This window comes from Pseudomonas sp. F(2018) (genome assembly GCF_005508865.1).
Taxonomy (GTDB): domain Bacteria; phylum Pseudomonadota; class Gammaproteobacteria; order Pseudomonadales; family Pseudomonadaceae; genus Aquipseudomonas.
In genome coordinates, this window is the sequence record NZ_SCOM01000002.1 from 505,862 (window position 1) to 523,337 (window position 17,476).

Here is a 17,476-nt window from a genome sequence, read left to right on the forward strand (position 1 = left end):
GCGGGTCTCCTTATCAGCGCCGTCTGGCGCCGCCGCGGGACGAGGACATAGCCGGGCGGCTCACCGCCCGCCCGCTGGCGCGCGACGCCTGCGGACGGCTGGCGGCGGCGCGGCTGGCCTGGCCGCGCTGCTGATAGGCGCGTTCCCGGTCGGGCGTGCGGGCGCCGGCGAAGGCGTTGTCACGGGTGCCGCGCGAGGTGGCGTGCTGCTGGCGCGCCTGCTGCCGGTTCTGCGCCGTGCCGCGCTGGCTGGACTGGGCGCGCTGGCGCATCTGATCGGAGTTGCGCATGTCACGATTGGCGGTCTGCGCCCGTTCGCGGGCCTGGCGGTTGCTGGTGGCCGGGCTCTCGAAGCCGCGCTGCTCCAGGCTCTGCCGCGCCCGTTCGCGGTCGGTGGCGCGCGCCGTGTCGCGGCCGCGCAGCTCCTGGCGCTGCTCGCCGTTGGCCAGGCGCTGGCCGTACTGCTCGCGGCTGGCGCGGTCGCGGTAGGGCACGCCGTCGCGGTTCACCGCGTTGTGCTTCCAGGTCTTGTCGCCAGTGTTGATCTGGCGATTGCTGTTGATGTTGTTGTAGCGGTCCACGTCGATGTCGATGTCGCCACCGCCCCAGTTGCAGTCGCCCCACAGCGAGTCGATGATCGCCACGCCCGCGGCGAAGCCGATGCCGGCCACCACCGCGGAGCCGAAGTAGTAGCCCGGTGGCGGCGGGTAGTAGGCCGGCGGGTAGGACGGATAGGGCCAGGTGCCGTAGACCACGCTGGGGTTGTAGCTGGGAACGTAGACCACCTGCGGATCGGCCGACTCGATGATGATGGTCTGCTGGCTGCTGCCGCCGGTGCTGGTCGCCTGGGCCGGAGCGGCGGCCGGCTGTTCGCTGACCTTCTGCTGCTCATTGGATTCCAGGTTGCCGGCCTCCTTGGCCTGGCGGCGCAGGCGCTGCACCGAGTCCATCACCTTGTCGGGGCTGGCGAGGAAGGCATCGCCGACCTTCTGTACCCAGGCGGGGTCCTGGCCCAGGGTGACCAGCACGGCGGGGAAGGCCACCAGCGATTGCACGCTGGGGTCCCAGGGCTGGTCGGAGACTTGGCGCACGGCATCGTCGCCACTAGCGTCCGGGTGCTCCGTCGACCAGGTCACCGCGTCGGCTACATCGCCGGGGTAGGTGGCGGCCATCAGCACCTGGGCCAGCAGGGCGTCGGGGTACAGGGCCAGCGGGGCGAGCATCTGGTCGAGCTCTTCGTTGCTGAAGACCGGCTCGCTGGGCGCGCTGCTCTCGGCAGCCGCGGCGGGCAGTGGCGTGGCGAGCAGGGCCAGGAGCAGGCCCAAGAGCCCCAGGGACGGGTGAATACGCATGGCGATTCTCCTTGCGCACAGGCGCAAACCGTAGGCGGCTGCCGCCGCGCTTTGCCTAGCATAGGCCAGTTCCGGAAGAGTGCAGGTGCGAGGCCTGCACGCCGCATGTCATGAAATGAAAAGCCCCTGTCGTGCGATGAGAAGCACCCCTCGGAGGCCGGTTCTACAGTCCGATCCACGCTATTGGTGGCTAATAACAAGACTGGAGAACAGGCATGGCCAAAGCCGTCCGTTTTTACGAGGCCGGGGGTCCGGAAGTACTGCGCTACGAGGACGTCGAGGTCGGTGAGCCCGGCCCCGGTCAGGTGCGCATCCGCCACGTCGCCGTCGGCCTGAACTATGCCGACACCTATTTCCGCAATGGCACCTATCCGATCCCGCTGCCCAACGGCATCGGCGTCGAGGCGGCCGGTGTGGTGGTGGCGCTGGGCGAGGGTGTGGACAACGTGGCGGTCGGTGACCGGGTCACCTACACCGGCTTCATCAATACCCTCGGCGCCTACAGCACCGAGCGCCTGATCCCGGCGGCGCCGCTGATCAAGCTGCCGGAGACCATCGCCTTCGAGACGGCCGCGGCCATGACCATGCGCGGCCTGACCTCGGCCTACCTGATGAAGAAGATCCACGCCTTCCGCGAGGGCGACAGCATCCTGCTGCACGCCGCCGCCGGCGGTGTCGGCCTGATCGTCTCGCAGTGGGCCAAGCTGCTCGGCCTGACCGTGATCGGCACCGTGTCCAGCGCGGCCAAGGCCGAGGTGGCGCGGGCCCACGGCTGCGACCACGTTATCGACTACAGCCACGAGGATGTCGCCCAGCGCGTGCGCCAGCTTACCGACGGGCGTGGCGTCGACGTGGTGTTCGACAGCGTCGGCAAGGACACCTTCATGGGCTCGCTGGACTCGCTCAAGCGCCGTGGCCTGCTGGTCTGCGTCGGCACCGCTTCCGGTCCGATCGACGGCTTCAATCCTCAGCTGCTGGCCATGAAGGGCTCGCTGTACATGACCCGTCCGGCGCTGGCCGATTACATCGCCGATCCGCAGGAGAAGGCAGAGCTGGCCGAGGAGCTGTTCGGCCTGGTTGGCAGCGGCCTGATCCGTATCGAGATCAACCAGCACTACGCCCTGCAGGACGCGGTGCAGGCGCATCGCGACCTGGAGTCGCGCAAGACCACCGGTTCGTCGATCTTCGTCATCTGAGGAGGCCGTCATGCGCGTTGAACAACTGACCTGCGCCATCGGCGCCGAGCTGATCGGCGTCAACCTGGGTGATGCCTCCCGCGACGCCGACCTGTTCGCCGAGATCAAGGCGCTGCTGCTCAAGCACAAGGTGCTGTTCCTGCGTGACCAGGACATCAGCCGCGCCGAACACGTGGCCTTCGCCCGTCGCTTCGGCGAGCTGGAAGATCACCCGGTGGCCGGCAGCGATCCCGAGCATCCGGGCCTGGTGCGCATCTACAAGTCACCCGATGCGCCCAACGACCGCTACGAGAACGCCTGGCACACCGACGCCACCTGGCGCGAGGCACCGCCCATGGGTTGCGTGCTGCGCTGCGTGGAGTGCCCGCCGGTGGGCGGCGACACCATGTGGGCGAACATGGCGCTGGCCTACGAGAAGCTACCGGAAGAGGTGAAGCAACGCATCGCCGGCCTGCGCGCGCGCCACAGCATCGAGGCGAGCTTCGGTGCGGCCATGCCGATCGAGAAACGCCTGGCGCTCAAGGCGCAGTTCCCGGATGCCGAGCACCCGGTGGTGCGCACCCATCCGGAGACCGGCGAGAAGGTGCTGTTCGTCAACGCCTTCGCTACCCACTTCAGCAACTTCCACACCCCGGAGCACGTGCGCTACGGCCAGGACTACAGCATGGGCGGCAGCGACCTGCTGCGCTACCTGGTCAGCCAGGCCTACATCCCGGAGTACCAGGTGCGCTGGCGCTGGCAGCCCAACAGCGTGGCGATCTGGGACAACCGCAGCACCCAGCACTACGCGGTCATGGACTACCCGCCCTGCCATCGCAAGATGGAGCGCGCCGGCATCATCGGCGACAAGACCTTCTGAGTCGCAGCACCCCATTCGCGCCAACTACTAATAAATATCTGAGGCAACAGGCATGAACTTCCTCGACGGTTCTCTCTTCCCTGAAAACCAGGACAAGCTCGTCATCACCGCGGCCCCATACGGCCCCGAATGGTTCCCCTCGGACTATCCGGAAGACATTCCGGTGACCATGGAAGAGCAGATCCAGAAGGCCGTCGACTGCTACGAGGCCGGCGCCGCCGTACTGCACCTGCACGTGCGTGAGCTGGACGGCAAGGGCTCCAAGCGCCTGTCAAAGTTCAACGAGCTGATCGCCGGCGTACGCGAGGCGGTGCCGGACATGGTCATCCAGGTCGGCGGCTCCATCTCCTTCGCGCCGCCGGAAGACGGCGCCGCGGCGAAGTGGCTGCACGATGACACCCGGCACATGCTCGCCGAGCTCGATCCCAAGCCCGACCAGGTCACGGTGACGGTCAACACCACGCAGATGAACGTCATCGAGCAGATGGACGTGCGCGACTACACCGGCACGTCCATGGGCAGCGATACCTATGAGGCCTACCGCGAAATGATCGTGCCGTCCGGCCCGGGCTTCATCGAGGAGCACGTCAAGCGCCTCTCCGCCGCCGGCATCCAGAGCGCCTTCCAGTTCTACAACATCAACAGCTACGAGACGGTCGAGCGCCTGATCCGTCGCGGCGTCTACAAGGGCCCGCTGGTTTGCAACTGGGTGGCGATCGGCGGCGGCATGGACCAGCCGCATATCTACAGCATGGCCAACTTCCTGCGCGCCATCCCGGACGGAACCATGCTCACGGTGGAGAGCACCATGCTAAACACCCTGCCGGTCAACCTGATGGGCATGGCGATGGGCCTGCACGTGCGCTGTGGTATCGAGGACAACATCTGGACCCAGGATCGCTCGCGCAAGATGACTTCCGTCGAGCAGATCGAGCAGCTGGTGCGCATCGCCAAGGAGATCGGCCGCCCGGTCGCCAACGGCAAGGAGGCGCGCGAGATCCTCAAGATCGGCGTGTTCTACGACACGGTCGAGGAAACCCTGGCCGCCAACGGCTTCGCCCCTAATCCGAAGGGCGGTCAGCAGGGCTTCCTGCGCAAGTGATTGATCGGAGGTTGCCGAGTGCCGTGCAACACGACGGCATCGCACAAACCCGGCTGGCAGACGGCATTGCGCCGCGCCGCACGCCGGGCCAGAAACAGCTGCCACAGCGCGGCTGAGTGACACGGCGCCCTCCGCAGGTCGGGGGCGCCACGTCGCTGGGCAAAGGTCTCTGCCGCTGGCGGCGTCCGGGCCACGAGCCGGGCGCGCCGTCCGCGGTGCCGGCGATCCCACAGGGTCGTCCAGAGGCCTTTGCCGAGCGTCGTCTTGCACGACTACAACAATAACAAGCAGTAGCAGTACAACGAGGTAGCCACATGGCCTTTCACCACAGCAGCCAGGGCGAGGAAATCGACACCTCGGCCGGCATTCCGCGCAGCTACGCCTGGATCGTCTTCGCCCTGACGTTCGGCCTGCTGATCTCCGACTACATGTCGCGGCAGGTGCTCAACGCGGTATTCCCGCTGCTGAAGGGTGAATGGGCGCTGTCCGACAGCCAGCTGGGCCTGCTCAGTGGCATAGTCGCGCTGATGGTCGGCCTGCTGACCTTTCCGCTGTCGCTGCTCGCCGACCGCTTTGGCCGGGTGCGCAGCCTGGCCCTGATGGCGCTGCTGTGGAGCCTGGCCACCCTGGCCTGCGGCCTGGCGCAGAAGTACGAGCACATGCTGGTGGCGCGCTTCCTGGTCGGCGTCGGTGAGGCCGCCTACGGCAGCGTCGGCATCGCCGTGGTGCTCTCGGTATTTCCCAAGCACATGCGCGCCACCCTGACTGGCGCCTTCATGGCCGGCGGCATGTTCGGCTCGGTGCTGGGCATGGCCCTGGGCGGCGCGATTGCCGCGCACTTCGGCTGGCGCTGGGCGTTCGGCGGCATGGCCCTGTTCGGTCTGCTGCTGGCCGCGCTCTACCCGCTGGTGGTGAAGGAGGCGCGGGTGTCGCACAAGCGCTTCGCCGACGCCGCCCGGCAGGCGGCGGACAAGGCCGCCAAGCCCCTGCGCACCCTGTACGGCAGCCGCTCGGTGATCGCCGCCTATGTCGGCAGCGGCCTGCAGCTGTTCGTCGGCGGCACCGTGATCGTGTGGATGCCCAGCTACCTCAATCGCTACTACGAGATGGGCACCGACAAGGCCGGCGCCCTGGCCGGCATCATCGTGCTGTGCAGCGGCGCCGGCATGATCCTCTGCGGCATGCTCAGTGACCGCCTGTGCCGCAACGCCCCGGAGCGCAAGATCGCCCTGGCCATCGCCTACTGCCTGGGCAGCTGCCTGCTGCTGTCGCTGGCCTTCGCCCTGTCCGCCGGGCCGCTGCAGCTGCTGTTGATCTGCCTGGGCATGCTGATCGCCGCCGGCACCACCGGCCCGTCCGGCGCCATGGTGGCCAACCTGACCCACTACTCGGTGCACGGCACCGCCTTCGCCACCCTGACCCTGGCCAACAACCTGCTGGGCCTGGCGCCGGGGCCGTTTGTCACCGGCAAACTGTCCGATCTGTTCGGCCTGCTGGTCGCCTTCCAGCTGGTGCCGCTGGTCAGCATCGGCGCCGCCGCGGTGTTCTTCTACGCCCGTTGCCATTACCTGCAGGACATCGCCCGCGTGCGTGGCGACCAGGGGCGGGAGGAGGCCGGCCCGGCAACGCTGGAGGTGCAGCCATGAGCCGCGCCCTGCGCATCGACGTGGCCTTCGACTTCGTCTGCCCCTGGTGCCTGATCGGCAAGCGCCAGCTCAAGCGCGCCGTGGTGCAGCTGCAGCAGGCGCTGCCGCACCAGGTGGTGAGCATCGACTGGCAGAGCGTGCAGCTGCTGCCGCAGTTGCCGGCCGCCGGCGAATCTTTTGCCGAGTTCTATCGCCGCCGCCTGGGCAGCGACACCGCGGTGCGCCTGCGCCAGGCCCAGGTGCAGGAGGCCGCTGCGGCAGTCGATCTGCGCTTCGACTTCCAGCGCATCGCCCGCATGCCCAACACCGCCGACGCGCATCGCCTGCTGCGCCGCGCCGTGGAACTGGGTGGCCCGGAGCAGCGCGATCGCCTGTTGGAGCGGCTGTTCGCCGCGCATTTTCGCCTCGGCGAGGACATCGGCGACGCCAGTACCCTGCTGACCATCGCCGAGACCTGTGGCTACCCGCGCGAGGAAATGGCCCGCGCCCTGTACCGCGATGGCCGACCCTTCCAGGCGCCGAATACGACTGCCAGCAGCGTGCCGCAGTTCGTCTTCGACGGTCGCCTGCTGCTGTCCGGCGCGCAGCCGGCCGACCTGCTGCTGCGCGGCATGCGCGAGGCCCTCGGACTTCCGGAACGGCGGAGACTGCAGGCATGACCCAGCGCCATCACGTGCCGGCCCGGCAACGGCCGGCGGCCGGCCGGCGCGCGCCGTTCGAGTTCGCCGGCCAGCGCGCGCCGTTCGCGTCCGCTAGCGGCTACCTGGCCAATTCCAACCCGCTCAGGGTCGCCATCTGTCCGCTAGAGGAAGAGGGCGGCCGCGTCTACATCGTCATCGAGGACTTCGCGCCATGAGCGCCATCGCTCTCACCCAGATCAACGACCGCGCCCGCCAGTTGGCGCCGGGCATCACCGTCAGCCTGGTGGTGGCTGCCGCCGCCACCTTCCTCTCCGAACACTACGGCGCGCCGGTGATGCTGTTCGCCCTGCTGCTGGGGCTGGGCCTCAACTTCCTCGCCGCCGATGGCAAGTGCAAGGCCGGCATCGAATTCACCGCACGCACCGTGCTGCGCGTCGGCGTGGCCCTGCTGGGCATGCGCATCACCCTGGAGCAGATCGCCGCGCTCGGCTGGAAGCCGCTGGCACTGGTGGTGATTCTGGTGGTGGTGACCATCTCCGTCTCGGTGCTGGCGGCCAAGGCGCTGGGCTTCAAGCGCATCTTCGGCATGCTCACCGGCGGCGCCACGGCCATCTGCGGCGCCTCGGCGGCGCTGGCCCTGGCCGCAGCGCTGCCCAGCCACCCGCAGAAGGAAAAGGCCACGCTGTTCACCGTGATCGGTGTGTCGGCGCTGTCGACCCTGGCGATGATCCTCTACCCGATGATCGCCAACGCCCTCGGTCTGTCGCCCCAGGAGGCCGGGGTGTTCCTCGGCGCCACCATTCACGACGTGGCCCAGGTGGTCGGCGCCGGCTACAGCATGTCGCCGGAGACCGGCGACACCGCCACCGTGGTCAAGCTGATGCGCGTGGCCATGCTGCTGCCGGTGATCGTCGCGGCCGCCATGGTCACCCGTCTGCAGGGCGCCGAAACCGGTGGCGAGCGGCCACCGCTGCTGCCCTGGTTCGCCGTCGGCTTTTTGATCCTCGCCTGCGTCAACAGCACCGGCTGGGTGCCGCAGCTGGTGCAGGGCGGGGTCAACGAGCTGTCGCGCTGGTGCCTGGTGGTGTCCATCGCCGCGCTGGGCATGAAGACCCAGCTCAAGGAGCTGGCCAGCGTCGGCATCAAGCCGATCCTGCTGATGGTCGGCGAAACCATCTTCCTGGTCATCCTGGTGCTGCTGTTGCTGCGCTGGGGCCTGTGATCCGTGCGCCGGCGCTGGCGCCGGCACAACCCGAGAGAGACTGTCGATGAACAAGATCTACCCCAACGCCCACGCGGCGCTAGAGGGGCTGGTGGCTGACGGCATCAGCATCGCCTCCGGCGGCTTCGGCCTGTGCGGCATTCCCGAGGCGCTGATCGCGGCGCTGGGCGAGACCGGCAAACGCGGCTTCACCATCATCAGCAACAACTGCGGGGTCGACGACTTCGGCCTCGGCCCGCTGCTGTACAGCCGGCAGATCGACAAGATGATTTCCTCCTACGTCGGCGGCAACAAGGAGTTCGAACGCCAGTACCTGGCCGGCGAACTGCAGCTGGAATTCACCCCCCAGGGCACCCTGGCCGAGAAGCTGCGCGCCGGCGGTGCCGGCATCCCGGCCTTCTTCACCCGCACCGGCTACGGCACGCAGATCGCCGAGGGCAAGGAGACCCGCCAGTTCGATGGCGAGTGGTACGTGATGGAGCGTTCGCTGACCGCCGACCTGGCGCTGATCAAGGGCGCCAGGGCGGATCGCGCCGGCAACCTGACCTTCAGCAAGACCGCGCGCAACTTCAACCCGCTGTGCGCCAAGGCTGGCCGGGTCTGCGTGGCCGAGGTGGAGGAGATAGTCGAGGTCGGCGAGCTGGCCCCGGACGAGATCCACCTGCCGGGCATCTACGTGCAGCGCCTGGTACTCAACGCCAACCCACAGAAGCGCATCGAGATGCGCACCACGAGGAGCTGAGCATGGCCTGGACCCGCGAAGAAATGGCGCAACGCGCCGCCCAGGAGCTGCAGGACGGCTTCTACGTCAACCTCGGCATCGGCCTGCCGACCCTGGTGGCCAACTACATCCCCGAGGGCATGGAGGTCTGGCTGCAGAGCGAGAACGGCTTGCTCGGCATCGGCCCGTTCCCGGGCGAGGAGGAGGTCGATGCGGACCTGATCAACGCAGGCAAGCAGACCATCACCACGCTGCCCGGCAGCAGCTTCTTCGACAGCGCCGAGAGCTTCGCCATGATCCGCGGCGGGCATGTCGACCTGGCGCTGCTCGGCGCCATGCAGGTGTCGCAGCAGGGCGACCTGGCCAACTGGATGATCCCCGGCAAGATGATCAAGGGCATGGGCGGCGCCATGGACCTGGTGGCCGGCGTGCGCCGCGTGGTGGTGCTGATGGAGCACACGGCCAAGGGCGAGCCGAAGATCCTCGAGCGCTGCGAGCTGCCGCTGACCGGCGTCGGCGTGGTCGACCGCATCATCAGCGACCTGGCCGTGCTGGACATCACCGAGGCCGGCGTGGAGCTGGTGGAGATGGCCCCGGGCGTCGACTTCGACCAGCTGCAGGCCGCCACCGGCTGCACCATCCTGCGCTGAGTCTGTCGGCGATCTGCCCGCCGCGCCGCTTGGCCCGGCGAAGCGTTTTTCACGTCCCGTTCGCTCCATGGCGGGACGTGTCCCACCGGGGTTCGCGCCCCGGCTTTCGTGCGACGGCTGGCGCTCCCTCAGCCGTGCGCACCTTTTATCGAGGCACCTGCGACACCACGACCCACGAGGACCGGACGATGCGAAGGACTGTTCTGCCGTACCTGCTCTGCCTGTTGTGTCTGGACGCGCTGGCCGATGCCCGCGCGGTGCGTCAGCTGTATGCGCTGGACAGCCACAGCCGGCTGCTCTGCGCCAGCGCCATGCTGTACTTCGACCCCCGCGAGCGGGCCCCCGATCCGCGCATCCTCACCGCGGTGTTCCACCATCTCAACAGCCTGGAGGCCGACGTGCAGCAGCTCGGCCAACCAGCGGAGCTGGCCCGGCCGCTGGCGGCCATGCACCGGCTGTTCGACCAGTTGGATGGTTTGCCGCGCAGCGAGCGTGAGCGTTATCCGCAGCTGATCAGCCTGTTGCTGGAACAGCGTCGCCAGCTGGGCGATGCGGCCAGCCGCGAGCTGGCGCGGATCGGTCCGGCGCAGCCGCTCGGCGAGCAGAGTCGCGACCTCGCCGGGCTGTTGCTGGACTATCAGCTGCGTCACTACCCGCTGCCGCAGAAGGAGGCCTGGCTGTTGCCGGCCGAGCGCCTGGCGGAGCTGGATGGCGCCATCGAGCAACGCTTCGACCTGCTGCAGGGGCAGCACGGCCAGCAGGCGGCGGCGCTGGCCAAGATTCGTGGCAACTATCGCTTCGTGCGCCGTCAGCTGCAGCAGGGCGGCAGCGAGGGCAATGGCGGCGCCGAGTTCTACCTGAGTCGGGCGGTGCTGGATCTCGACGAGCTGGCGCTGGGCCTGGAGCCCGCCGAGCGGTAGCCGGCCGTCGTCAAATGAAAAGGCGCTGACGGCTAAAGCGAAGCAGGGGCGCTCCGCCCCCTCCTACAGTGCCCCTACAGACCGGACTCCGCCGGCGCAGGCCGTGCCGGGCGGGGACAAGTTTCCTCTACACAGGTCGGCCCTGCCGACAGGAGTCGTGATGCGTCTCAACATGCCCATCAGCGGCCGGGAACGCAGCTTCCCCGCCAACCAGCGGCTGATCTCCGCCACCGACACCCGCGGCATTATTACCTACTGCAACGACGCCTTCGTCGAGGTCAGCGGCTACAGCCGCGAGGAGCTGATCGGCAGCCCGCACAACCTGGTGCGCCACCCCCATATGCCGGCGGCAGTGTTCGACCATATGTGGGACTACCTGAAGGCGAGCAAGAGCTGGATGGGCGTGGTGCAGAACCGCTGCAAGAACGGCGATCACTATTGGGTCAGCGCCTACGTCACGCCCATCCTCGACGGCGGCGAGGTGGTCGGCTACGAGTCGGTGCGCGAATTCCCGCAGCTCGATCAGGTACGCCGCGCCTCGGCTCTCTATGCGCGGCTCAACCGCGGACTGCCGGCGGCGCCGCTGCACGAGAAGCTCCAGGTGCTGGCGCGCTTCCTGTCGTTGCCGTTGTTGGCGGGGCTGGCCGGCCCCGCGCTGCTGTTCGCCGGCTGGCCCGCTGCCGCGGTGACGCTGCTGGTGCTGCTCGGCCTGGGCCAGGCGCTGGTGACCATGGCCTACGTGCGGAGTGCGCTGCTCAAGGTGGCCACCGCCGCGCCCAAGGCCTTCGCCAGCGAGCTGGTGGCGCGCACCTATACCGATGACAGCGGCGCGGTGGCGCGCCTGCAGCTGGCACTGATCAGCGAGGGCGCGCGCATCCGTACCGCCCTCGGCCTGCTCAGCGCCTATGCCGACCGCACCGCCAACCAGGCCTCGCAGAACGGCCAGCTGGTGCACCAGGCCGAGCAGGCACTGCAGGTGCAGCGCGCCGAGACCGAGATGGCGGCGACCGCCATGCAGCAGATGGCGGCCTCGATCAACCAGGTTGCCAGCCATGTGCAGCTGACCGCCGAGGAGGCCCGCCAGGTCAACCAGCTGGCCCACGGCGGCAGCCGCCAGGCCGGTGAGAGCCGGCTGGTGGTGGAGAAACTGGCGCAGACGGTGGAAGGCATCAGCGCCTCGGTCGAGGGCCTGGCCGGCGAGGCGCAGTCGATCCAGCAGGCGGCCAACATGATCCGCGCCATCGCCGAGCAGACCAATCTGCTCGCGCTCAACGCGGCCATCGAGGCGGCGCGGGCGGGCGAGCAGGGCCGAGGTTTCGCCGTGGTGGCCGACGAGGTGAGGGCGCTGGCGTCCAAGACCCAGGAGTCCACCGAGAGCATCCAGCGCATCATCGCCGGCCTGCAGGAGGTGGCCGGGCACGCCGTGGCCATCGCTCGCCAGGGTAGCGACGAGGCGCACCGTGGCGTGCAGCGGGTGGTGGAGACCGAGAGCGCGCTGGGCGGCATCACCCAGGCGGTGGAGCGCATCCATCACATGGCCGATCAGATGGCCGCCGCTGCCGAGCAGCAGAGCCAGGTGGCGGAGAGCATCGCCCGGCAGATCGGCAACATCTCCCAGGCCTCCGAGCAGACCTCGCTGATCACCGGGCGCTCCGCGCATCTGGGCGGCGAGCTGGAGTCGACCGCGCTGGCCCTGCACGCGCTGGTGGCCCGCTTCGATCGCTGAGGGGCCGGGCGGGGCGCATGCGCCCCGCCGTCATTTTTCCTTGCGTAGCGCGCCGTGCTCGCTGCGCCAGGCCGCTGGCGGCAGGCCGAACTGGCCGATGAACCAGCGGGTGAAGGAGCTGGGCATCGAGTAGCCGAGCATGTCGGCGATACGCCCCAGCGAATAGCTGGGGTTCTCCAGGTAGCGAATCACCAGGTCGCGGCGCACGCCGTTGATCAGGTCGCTGAAGGTCGCCTGGTTGTCTTCCAGGCGGCGCTGCAGGGTGCGCACGTTCATGCCCATGGCCATGGCGATCTGCTCGATGGTGGCGCGGCCCATGGGCAGCAGCAGGTAGATGGCCTTGCGCACCTCGAACACCAGCGGCGTTTCCTGCTCGGCCTGCAGCGAGTCGAGGAAGCGCTGGGCGTAGCGCGCCATGGCCGGATCGGCTTGCGGGTTGGGCACATCGAAGTCGGCGGCGTGGCAGACGATGCCGTTGAACTCGCCATTGAACTCCAGCTTCTGGCCGAGCACGCGGCGGTGCACCTGCAGGTCATCCGGCGCCGGATGGGTGAAGCTGACGCTGATCGGTTTCCAATGCGCGCCGAGCAGGGCGGCGCACAGGCGGTACATCACGCCGATGGCCAGCTCGTTGCCCTGGCGACAGCTCAGGCCGGTCTCGGTGACCACCTCTTCGCGGATGATCACCATGCTGCCGGCCTCCTCGATGAAGATGGCCAGCGAGTCATTGAGCAGGTGGCGGTACTGCACCACCACCTGCAGGGCCTCGCGCAGGGTGCGCTGGTGGGTCAGCAGCAGGCTGACCGCGCCGAAGTCGGAGAGCTGGCGCGACTCGGCCATGCGCAGGCCGAAGGTTTGGCAGCCGCTGGCATTGGCGGAGTTCTCCAGCAGGCGCACGGCGGCGTCGATGGGGATGCGGTGTTCCGGGTCCTGCAGCAGGTTCTTGCTGAGGCCCACTTCGTTGAGCAGCGCCTGGGGCTTGAGACCCAGATGCTGGGCCACCTCCAGGTAGTTGGTGAGTACCGCTGCGCGAACCAGTGTTGTCATTGTTCTAGTTCCTTCACACAGGCATAAGCCGCTTGTGACGGCCGCCGCGCATGATGCCCCAAGCCTGTGGCAAGCGGCACTAGGATGTCATGAAATGAAAAATGGGACCTTCCATGCAGAGCTTAGCAGCGTTGCGCTGAGCGACGGCTGCGCGCCAAGGACATGACTCACCAAGCCATGTCATGAATTGCGAAATGGCTGACGCCTAATGTGAAGCGACCGGCGGGTCGCGCCCACTACTGTCTGCTCAACCCCGGCGCCAGGCGCGCCGCTAACGGACCGCAGTCAGGAGCCCGGCGTGGCCAACAGCACAGCATTCACCGTCCTCATCATTCCCGGCCTGCGCGACCACGTCGCCGACCACTGGCAGACGCTGCTCGCCGCGCGCCTGCCCAACTGCCGCACGGTGCCGCCGCTGGAGACCGACAAGCTCAGCCTGGCCGCCCGCGTCGACGCCATCCAGCGCGAGCTGCAGCGCATCGAGGGCCCGGTGGTGCTGGTCGCCCACAGCGCCGGCGTGCTGATGGCAGTGCACTGGGCCGCCCGCCATGCGCGGCCGATCCTCGGCGCGCTGCTGGTGACTCCGCCGGACCTGAACAGCGAGTGGCCGCCGCAGTATCCCAGCCCCCAGGTGCTCGAGGAGAACGGCTGGTCGCCGCTGCCACGCGGCCCGCTGCCGTTCCCCAGCATCGTCGCGGCCAGCAGCAACGACCACCTGGCCAGCCTGGAGGCGGTGCGCGAGATGGCCCGCGACTGGGGCGGCGCCCTGGTCGAGCTGGGCGCGGTCGGTCACCTCAACCCTGCGTCCGGTTATGGCGACTGGCCCCAGGCCGAGAGCCTGATTCAGGCACTGCTGGGCTGAGGCCCGCCACGGAAGCACGCAACCCCTTCAGCCGAACAAGGAAAAGCCACCCATTAACCCGCTCCCGCGGTCAACCCGCGTGCGCGGCAAGTCGTAAGCCCCAAAAATGCGGAGTCAACGCTATGCACAACAATAACAAGCAGCATCGCTTTCCCTTGCGTAGAAGCCTATTGGCCACGGCCATCATGCTGGCCGCCGTGCCGGCCGCCCAGGCCTTCGAAGTGGACACCGGCAGCCCGGACTGGTCCGTGCGCTTCGACAACACCGTCAAGTACAACTACGGCCTGCGCACCGAGAGCGCCGATTCGCGCATGCTCGGCACGCCGAACAACAACGACGGCAACTACAACTTCCGCAAGGCCGGCACCAACATCACCAACCGCGTCGACCTGCTGACCGAGCTGGATGTGGTGTACCAGAACCGCATGGGCTTCCGCGTCAGTACCGCCAGCTGGTACGACAAGGCCTACGACAACACCGGCTCCAGCTCCAATCCCTTCGTCAACGGCAACGATGACTACTCGTCGATCGCCGGCTGGAACGGCCGTCCGGCTGCGCCGCAAGCGTTCGGCAGTCCCCACCTGAGCCGCTATGCCCAGCGCTACTACAGTGGCCCGTCCGGCGAGGTCCTCGATGCCTTCGTGTTCTACAGCACCGAGGTCGGCGAGGAGTCACTGCTGAGCCTGAAGGCCGGCCAGCACAATGTGTTCTGGGGCGAGACCGTGCTCAACCCGGTGCACTCGATCAGCTACGGCCAGTCCGGCCTGGACCTGGCCAAGCTGGCGGCATCGCCAGGCACCGAGGCCAAGGAGCTGTTCGTGCCGCGCAACCAGCTGTCCACCAGCTTCACCCTCAATTCCGAGTGGTCCTTCGGTGCCCAGTACTTCTTCAACTGGGACGCCGCGCGCCTGCCGGAAGCCGGTACCTATTACGGTACTTCCGACCTGATCGGCGAGGGCGCCCAGTCCTTCCTCCTGGGCCACACCGGTGGCCCCGGCCTGGCCGGCCCCAACGGCACCCTGAGCACCATTCGCCGTGGCGACGACCTGACCCCGGACGACCAGGGCGACTGGGGCGTGATGGCCAAGTGGTCGCCGGAGTGGCTGGATGGCACCCTGGGTCTCTACTACCGCAACACCTCCGACATCCTGCCCCAGGCCGTACTGGATGCCCGTGGCCTGACCCTGGCCGGTGGCGTTCCGGGTCTGCGCAATTCCATCGAGACCACCTCCTATCGCCTGGCCTATGGCGAGGACATCGATATCTACGGCCTGAGCCTGTCCAAGGACATCGGCGGCATCAGCGTCGGCAGCGACCTGAACATCCGCCACGGCATGCCGCTGTCGAGCATTCCGGCCATCTACAGCCCGCTGCTGGTCAACGGCGCCGGCCCGTTGTCGCCGCGCAACGCCGCCACCGGCGTGGTCGACGCCCCGCTCAAGGAAGGCGAGAGCATGAGCGCCACCGGCGACACCCTGCACTGGGTGGTCAACGGCCTGGTGGCCCTGCCCGAGACGCCGCTGTTCGATGCCGCGACCCTGCTCGGCGAGGTCTACTACAGCAACCTGCTGAGCCTCGATAGCAAGAACCAGGCGCTGTACAAGGGCGAGGACAGCTACCACGGCATCGACAAGCCGACCCGCGACAACTGGGGCGTGGCGGTCAACTTCACCCCGACCTGGTACCAGGTGTTCCCGGGCGTGGACCTCTCCGCGCCGATGTCGATCAACGTCGGCATCGACGGGGTTTCCCCGGTCGCCGCCGGCGGCGCCGAGGACACCGGCAACTACTCGGTAGGCGTCAGCGCGGCCATCTACAACCAGTACTACGTCGACCTCAAGTACGTGGACTCCTTCGGCGACGCCGAGAAGTGCGAAGACGGCGCCGCGGACGGTGCGGTCCCCAATGCCCTCGACCTGACCCAGCGCTACACCTGCTACGCCGGCGGCTACTCGTCCTTCTCCGGTGGCGGCGCCAGCGGCGAAGACCGCGGCGCGGTGTACCTGACCTTCAAAACCACTTTCTGATCCACGAATTGCCCAGCCTCTGAGCAGGAGAACAACAAGATGAAATTCGTGCACACCGTATTGGCCGCTTCCCTCGCCCTGGCCGTTGCCGGCCAGGCGCATGCCGCCGTTTCCGCCGAGCAGGCGGCCCAGCTCGGTACCAGCCTGACCCTGGTCGGCGCCGAGAAGGCCGGCAACGCCGATGGCTCGATTCCCGCCTACGCAGGTGGCCTGACCCAGGCCCCGGCCAGCTTCAAGGCCGGCGACAGCGTGCGCCCCGATCCCTTCGCCGGCGAGAAGCCGCTGCTGGTGATCGACGGCAAGAATGTCGAGCAGTACAAGGGCCAGCTCAGCGCCACCACGGTGGAACTGGCCAAGCGCTTCCCGAGCTTCCGTGTCGAACTGTTCCCGACCCACCGTACCGTGGCCATGCCCCAGGCGGTACTGGACAACAGCCTGAAGAACGCCACCGGCGCCAAGGCGCTGGAGGGCGGCCAGGCCATCGACAACGTGCTGCCCGGCGTGCCGTTCCCGATCCCGCAGTCGGGCGCCGAGGCCATGTGGAACTTCCTGCTGCGCTACCAGGGCGTGACCATCAACTCCAAGTACGACTCGTGGAACGTGGACGCCGCCGGCGTGGCCAGCCTGGCCACCACCGGCAAGGCCTTCATCAGCTACCCGATCTACGAGGACATGAACAAGCCCATCGGGGCGGCCGACACCTATTACCAGATGAAGCTGTACTACACCGGTCCGGCCCGCCGCGCCGGAGAGGCGATCATGCTGCGCGACGCCGCCAACCCGCTGGAGCAGCCGCGCCGCGCCTGGCAATACCTGCCGGGCGTGCGCCGGGTGAAACTGGCGCCGAGCCTGGCCTATGACACGCCGAACCCGGGTACCGCCGGGGCCGGCACCTACGACGACGTGTTCGTCTTCAACGGTGCGCTGGACCGCTTCGACTGGAAGCTGGTGGGCAAGCAGGAAATGATCGTGCCGTACAACACCTACCGCCTGACCTACGCGCCCGAGGCCAAGTCCATCACCACCGCCAACCACGTGGCGCCGGAGCTGGTGCGCTGGGAGAAGCACCGCGTCTGGGTGGTCGAGGGCACCCTCAAGCAGGGCTCGCGACACATCTACGCCAAGCGTCGCTTCTACCTCGACGAGGACAGCTGGGTGGCTCTCGCCTCCGACCAGTACGACGCCAATGGCCAGCTCTACCGCGGCTCCTTCGCCTTCCTCAGCCAGAGCTACGACAAGACCGTGCCGGACTCCACGCCGTTCATGATCTACGACCTGATCGGCGGCACCTACAACATCAACGGCGTAGTCGGCCCGTATGGCGGCATCCGCTATATCGACACCCTGGCCAAGGCGCAGTGGGCGCCGGAGTCGCTGGCCGGTGCCGGTATCCGCTGAGTTTCGGGTCGCAAACCCCGCCATACGTGCCGCCCGGTCCCCCTGGGCAGAACGTCAGCCGTCCGGAATCCGGGGGCCGGCGTGGCACGGCGGGGGCATTGATCCGGC

General features: G+C 68.1%; 16 protein-coding genes. 14 read left to right on the forward strand and 2 right to left on the reverse strand.

Annotation, left to right across the window (positions count from 1 at the left end; genetic code table 11):
* Positions 1 to 13 precede the first annotated feature (13 nt).
* A complete protein-coding gene (locus FFS62_RS10450) occupies positions 14 to 1,351 on the reverse strand; it encodes a DUF3300 domain-containing protein (protein WP_137972752.1) in 1,338 nt (445 codons plus the stop codon).
* A 215-nt stretch (positions 1,352 to 1,566) separates the two neighbouring features.
* On the opposite strand from FFS62_RS10450, the gene FFS62_RS10455 reads away from it, so the two are divergent.
* The 11 genes from FFS62_RS10455 (at position 1,567) to FFS62_RS10505 (ending at position 12,034) form a co-directional block, all read left to right on the forward strand.
* Positions 1,567 to 2,547, forward strand: a complete 981-nt coding sequence (locus tag FFS62_RS10455) for a quinone oxidoreductase (RefSeq protein ID WP_137972753.1) — start codon at positions 1,567 to 1,569, stop codon at positions 2,545 to 2,547.
* Positions 2,548 to 2,557: 10 nt separating this feature from the next.
* Complete coding sequence (locus FFS62_RS10460; protein WP_137972754.1) at positions 2,558 to 3,406, forward strand: TauD/TfdA family dioxygenase; 849 nt, start codon at positions 2,558 to 2,560, stop codon at positions 3,404 to 3,406.
* 52 nt (positions 3,407 to 3,458) lie between these two features.
* Positions 3,459 to 4,508 (forward strand): 3-keto-5-aminohexanoate cleavage protein, encoded by a 1,050-nt coding sequence (locus tag FFS62_RS10465; RefSeq protein ID WP_137972755.1) that lies wholly within the window; start codon positions 3,459 to 3,461, stop codon positions 4,506 to 4,508.
* Positions 4,509 to 4,822: 314 nt separating this feature from the next.
* Positions 4,823 to 6,154: an MFS transporter gene (locus FFS62_RS10470; protein ID WP_137972756.1), complete on the forward strand. Its 1,332-nt coding sequence runs from the start codon at positions 4,823 to 4,825 to the stop codon at positions 6,152 to 6,154.
* Positions 6,151 to 6,813 carry a DsbA family oxidoreductase gene (locus FFS62_RS10475; RefSeq protein WP_137972757.1) on the forward strand — a complete coding sequence of 221 codons (663 nt, stop codon included), beginning with the start codon at positions 6,151 to 6,153 and terminating at the stop codon, positions 6,811 to 6,813. Before FFS62_RS10470 ends, FFS62_RS10475 begins: the two co-directional genes overlap by 4 nt.
* Positions 6,810 to 7,010 (forward strand): hypothetical protein, encoded by a 201-nt coding sequence (locus FFS62_RS10480; protein WP_137972758.1) that lies wholly within the window; start codon positions 6,810 to 6,812, stop codon positions 7,008 to 7,010. The genes FFS62_RS10475 and FFS62_RS10480 overlap by 4 nt, the downstream gene beginning before the upstream one ends.
* Positions 7,007 to 8,017 carry a YeiH family protein gene (locus tag FFS62_RS10485; RefSeq protein ID WP_137972759.1) on the forward strand — a complete coding sequence of 337 codons (1,011 nt, stop codon included), beginning with the start codon at positions 7,007 to 7,009 and terminating at the stop codon, positions 8,015 to 8,017. Before FFS62_RS10480 ends, FFS62_RS10485 begins: the two co-directional genes overlap by 4 nt.
* Positions 8,018 to 8,063: 46 nt before the next feature.
* Complete coding sequence (locus FFS62_RS10490; protein ID WP_137972760.1) at positions 8,064 to 8,759, forward strand: CoA transferase subunit A; 696 nt, start codon at positions 8,064 to 8,066, stop codon at positions 8,757 to 8,759.
* A gap of 2 nt (positions 8,760 to 8,761) precedes the next feature.
* Positions 8,762 to 9,388 carry a CoA transferase subunit B gene (locus tag FFS62_RS10495; RefSeq protein ID WP_137972761.1) on the forward strand — a complete coding sequence of 209 codons (627 nt, stop codon included), beginning with the start codon at positions 8,762 to 8,764 and terminating at the stop codon, positions 9,386 to 9,388.
* Positions 9,389 to 9,576: 188 nt separating this feature from the next.
* Positions 9,577 to 10,308, forward strand: coding sequence for a hypothetical protein (locus FFS62_RS10500; protein ID WP_137972762.1), 732 nt, complete (start codon positions 9,577 to 9,579; stop codon positions 10,306 to 10,308).
* A 160-nt stretch (positions 10,309 to 10,468) separates the two neighbouring features.
* Positions 10,469 to 12,034: a PAS domain-containing methyl-accepting chemotaxis protein gene (locus FFS62_RS10505; RefSeq protein ID WP_137972763.1), complete on the forward strand. Its 1,566-nt coding sequence runs from the start codon at positions 10,469 to 10,471 to the stop codon at positions 12,032 to 12,034.
* A 30-nt stretch (positions 12,035 to 12,064) separates the two neighbouring features.
* Here FFS62_RS10505 and FFS62_RS10510 read toward each other — a convergent pair whose 3' ends face one another.
* Complete coding sequence (locus FFS62_RS10510) at positions 12,065 to 13,081, reverse strand: AraC family transcriptional regulator (protein WP_137972764.1); 1,017 nt, start codon at positions 13,079 to 13,081, stop codon at positions 12,065 to 12,067.
* A gap of 298 nt (positions 13,082 to 13,379) precedes the next feature.
* Between FFS62_RS10510 and FFS62_RS10515 the strand changes: the two genes are divergently transcribed.
* The 3 genes from FFS62_RS10515 to FFS62_RS10525 all read left to right on the forward strand — a co-directional run bounded on the left by FFS62_RS10515 (position 13,380) and on the right by FFS62_RS10525 (position 17,368).
* A complete protein-coding gene (locus tag FFS62_RS10515) occupies positions 13,380 to 13,943 on the forward strand; it encodes an alpha/beta hydrolase (protein WP_137972765.1) in 564 nt (187 codons plus the stop codon).
* 122 nt (positions 13,944 to 14,065) lie between these two features.
* Positions 14,066 to 15,970 (forward strand): DUF1302 domain-containing protein, encoded by a 1,905-nt coding sequence (locus FFS62_RS10520; protein ID WP_137972766.1) that lies wholly within the window; start codon positions 14,066 to 14,068, stop codon positions 15,968 to 15,970.
* 39 nt (positions 15,971 to 16,009) lie between these two features.
* Entirely contained in the window at positions 16,010 to 17,368 is a 1,359-nt protein-coding gene (locus tag FFS62_RS10525) for a DUF1329 domain-containing protein (RefSeq protein ID WP_137972767.1), read from the forward strand.
* Positions 17,369 to 17,476 lie beyond the last annotated feature (108 nt).

What these genes read in the sequence shown, in the direction of transcription:
- FFS62_RS10525 (WP_137972767.1), top strand. Translation starts at nt 16,010, where the DNA reads ATGAAATTCGTGCACACCGTATTGGCCGCTTCCCTCGCCCTGGCCGTT.
- FFS62_RS10475 (WP_137972757.1), top strand. Translation starts at nt 6,151, where the DNA reads ATGAGCCGCGCCCTGCGCATCGACGTGGCCTTCGACTTCGTCTGCCCC.
- FFS62_RS10520 (WP_137972766.1), top strand. Translation starts at nt 14,066, where the DNA reads ATGCACAACAATAACAAGCAGCATCGCTTTCCCTTGCGTAGAAGCCTA.
- FFS62_RS10455 (WP_137972753.1), top strand. Translation starts at nt 1,567, where the DNA reads ATGGCCAAAGCCGTCCGTTTTTACGAGGCCGGGGGTCCGGAAGTACTG.
- FFS62_RS10450 (WP_137972752.1), bottom strand. Translation starts at nt 1,351, where the DNA reads ATGCGTATTCACCCGTCCCTGGGGCTCTTGGGCCTGCTCCTGGCCCTG.
- FFS62_RS10505 (WP_137972763.1), top strand. Translation starts at nt 10,469, where the DNA reads ATGCGTCTCAACATGCCCATCAGCGGCCGGGAACGCAGCTTCCCCGCC.
- FFS62_RS10470 (WP_137972756.1), top strand. Translation starts at nt 4,823, where the DNA reads ATGGCCTTTCACCACAGCAGCCAGGGCGAGGAAATCGACACCTCGGCC.
- FFS62_RS10495 (WP_137972761.1), top strand. Translation starts at nt 8,762, where the DNA reads ATGGCCTGGACCCGCGAAGAAATGGCGCAACGCGCCGCCCAGGAGCTG.
- FFS62_RS10490 (WP_137972760.1), top strand. Translation starts at nt 8,064, where the DNA reads ATGAACAAGATCTACCCCAACGCCCACGCGGCGCTAGAGGGGCTGGTG.
- FFS62_RS10500 (WP_137972762.1), top strand. Translation starts at nt 9,577, where the DNA reads ATGCGAAGGACTGTTCTGCCGTACCTGCTCTGCCTGTTGTGTCTGGAC.
- FFS62_RS10465 (WP_137972755.1), top strand. Translation starts at nt 3,459, where the DNA reads ATGAACTTCCTCGACGGTTCTCTCTTCCCTGAAAACCAGGACAAGCTC.
- FFS62_RS10510 (WP_137972764.1), bottom strand. Translation starts at nt 13,081, where the DNA reads ATGACAACACTGGTTCGCGCAGCGGTACTCACCAACTACCTGGAGGTG.
- FFS62_RS10480 (WP_137972758.1), top strand. Translation starts at nt 6,810, where the DNA reads ATGACCCAGCGCCATCACGTGCCGGCCCGGCAACGGCCGGCGGCCGGC.
- FFS62_RS10485 (WP_137972759.1), top strand. Translation starts at nt 7,007, where the DNA reads ATGAGCGCCATCGCTCTCACCCAGATCAACGACCGCGCCCGCCAGTTG.
- FFS62_RS10460 (WP_137972754.1), top strand. Translation starts at nt 2,558, where the DNA reads ATGCGCGTTGAACAACTGACCTGCGCCATCGGCGCCGAGCTGATCGGC.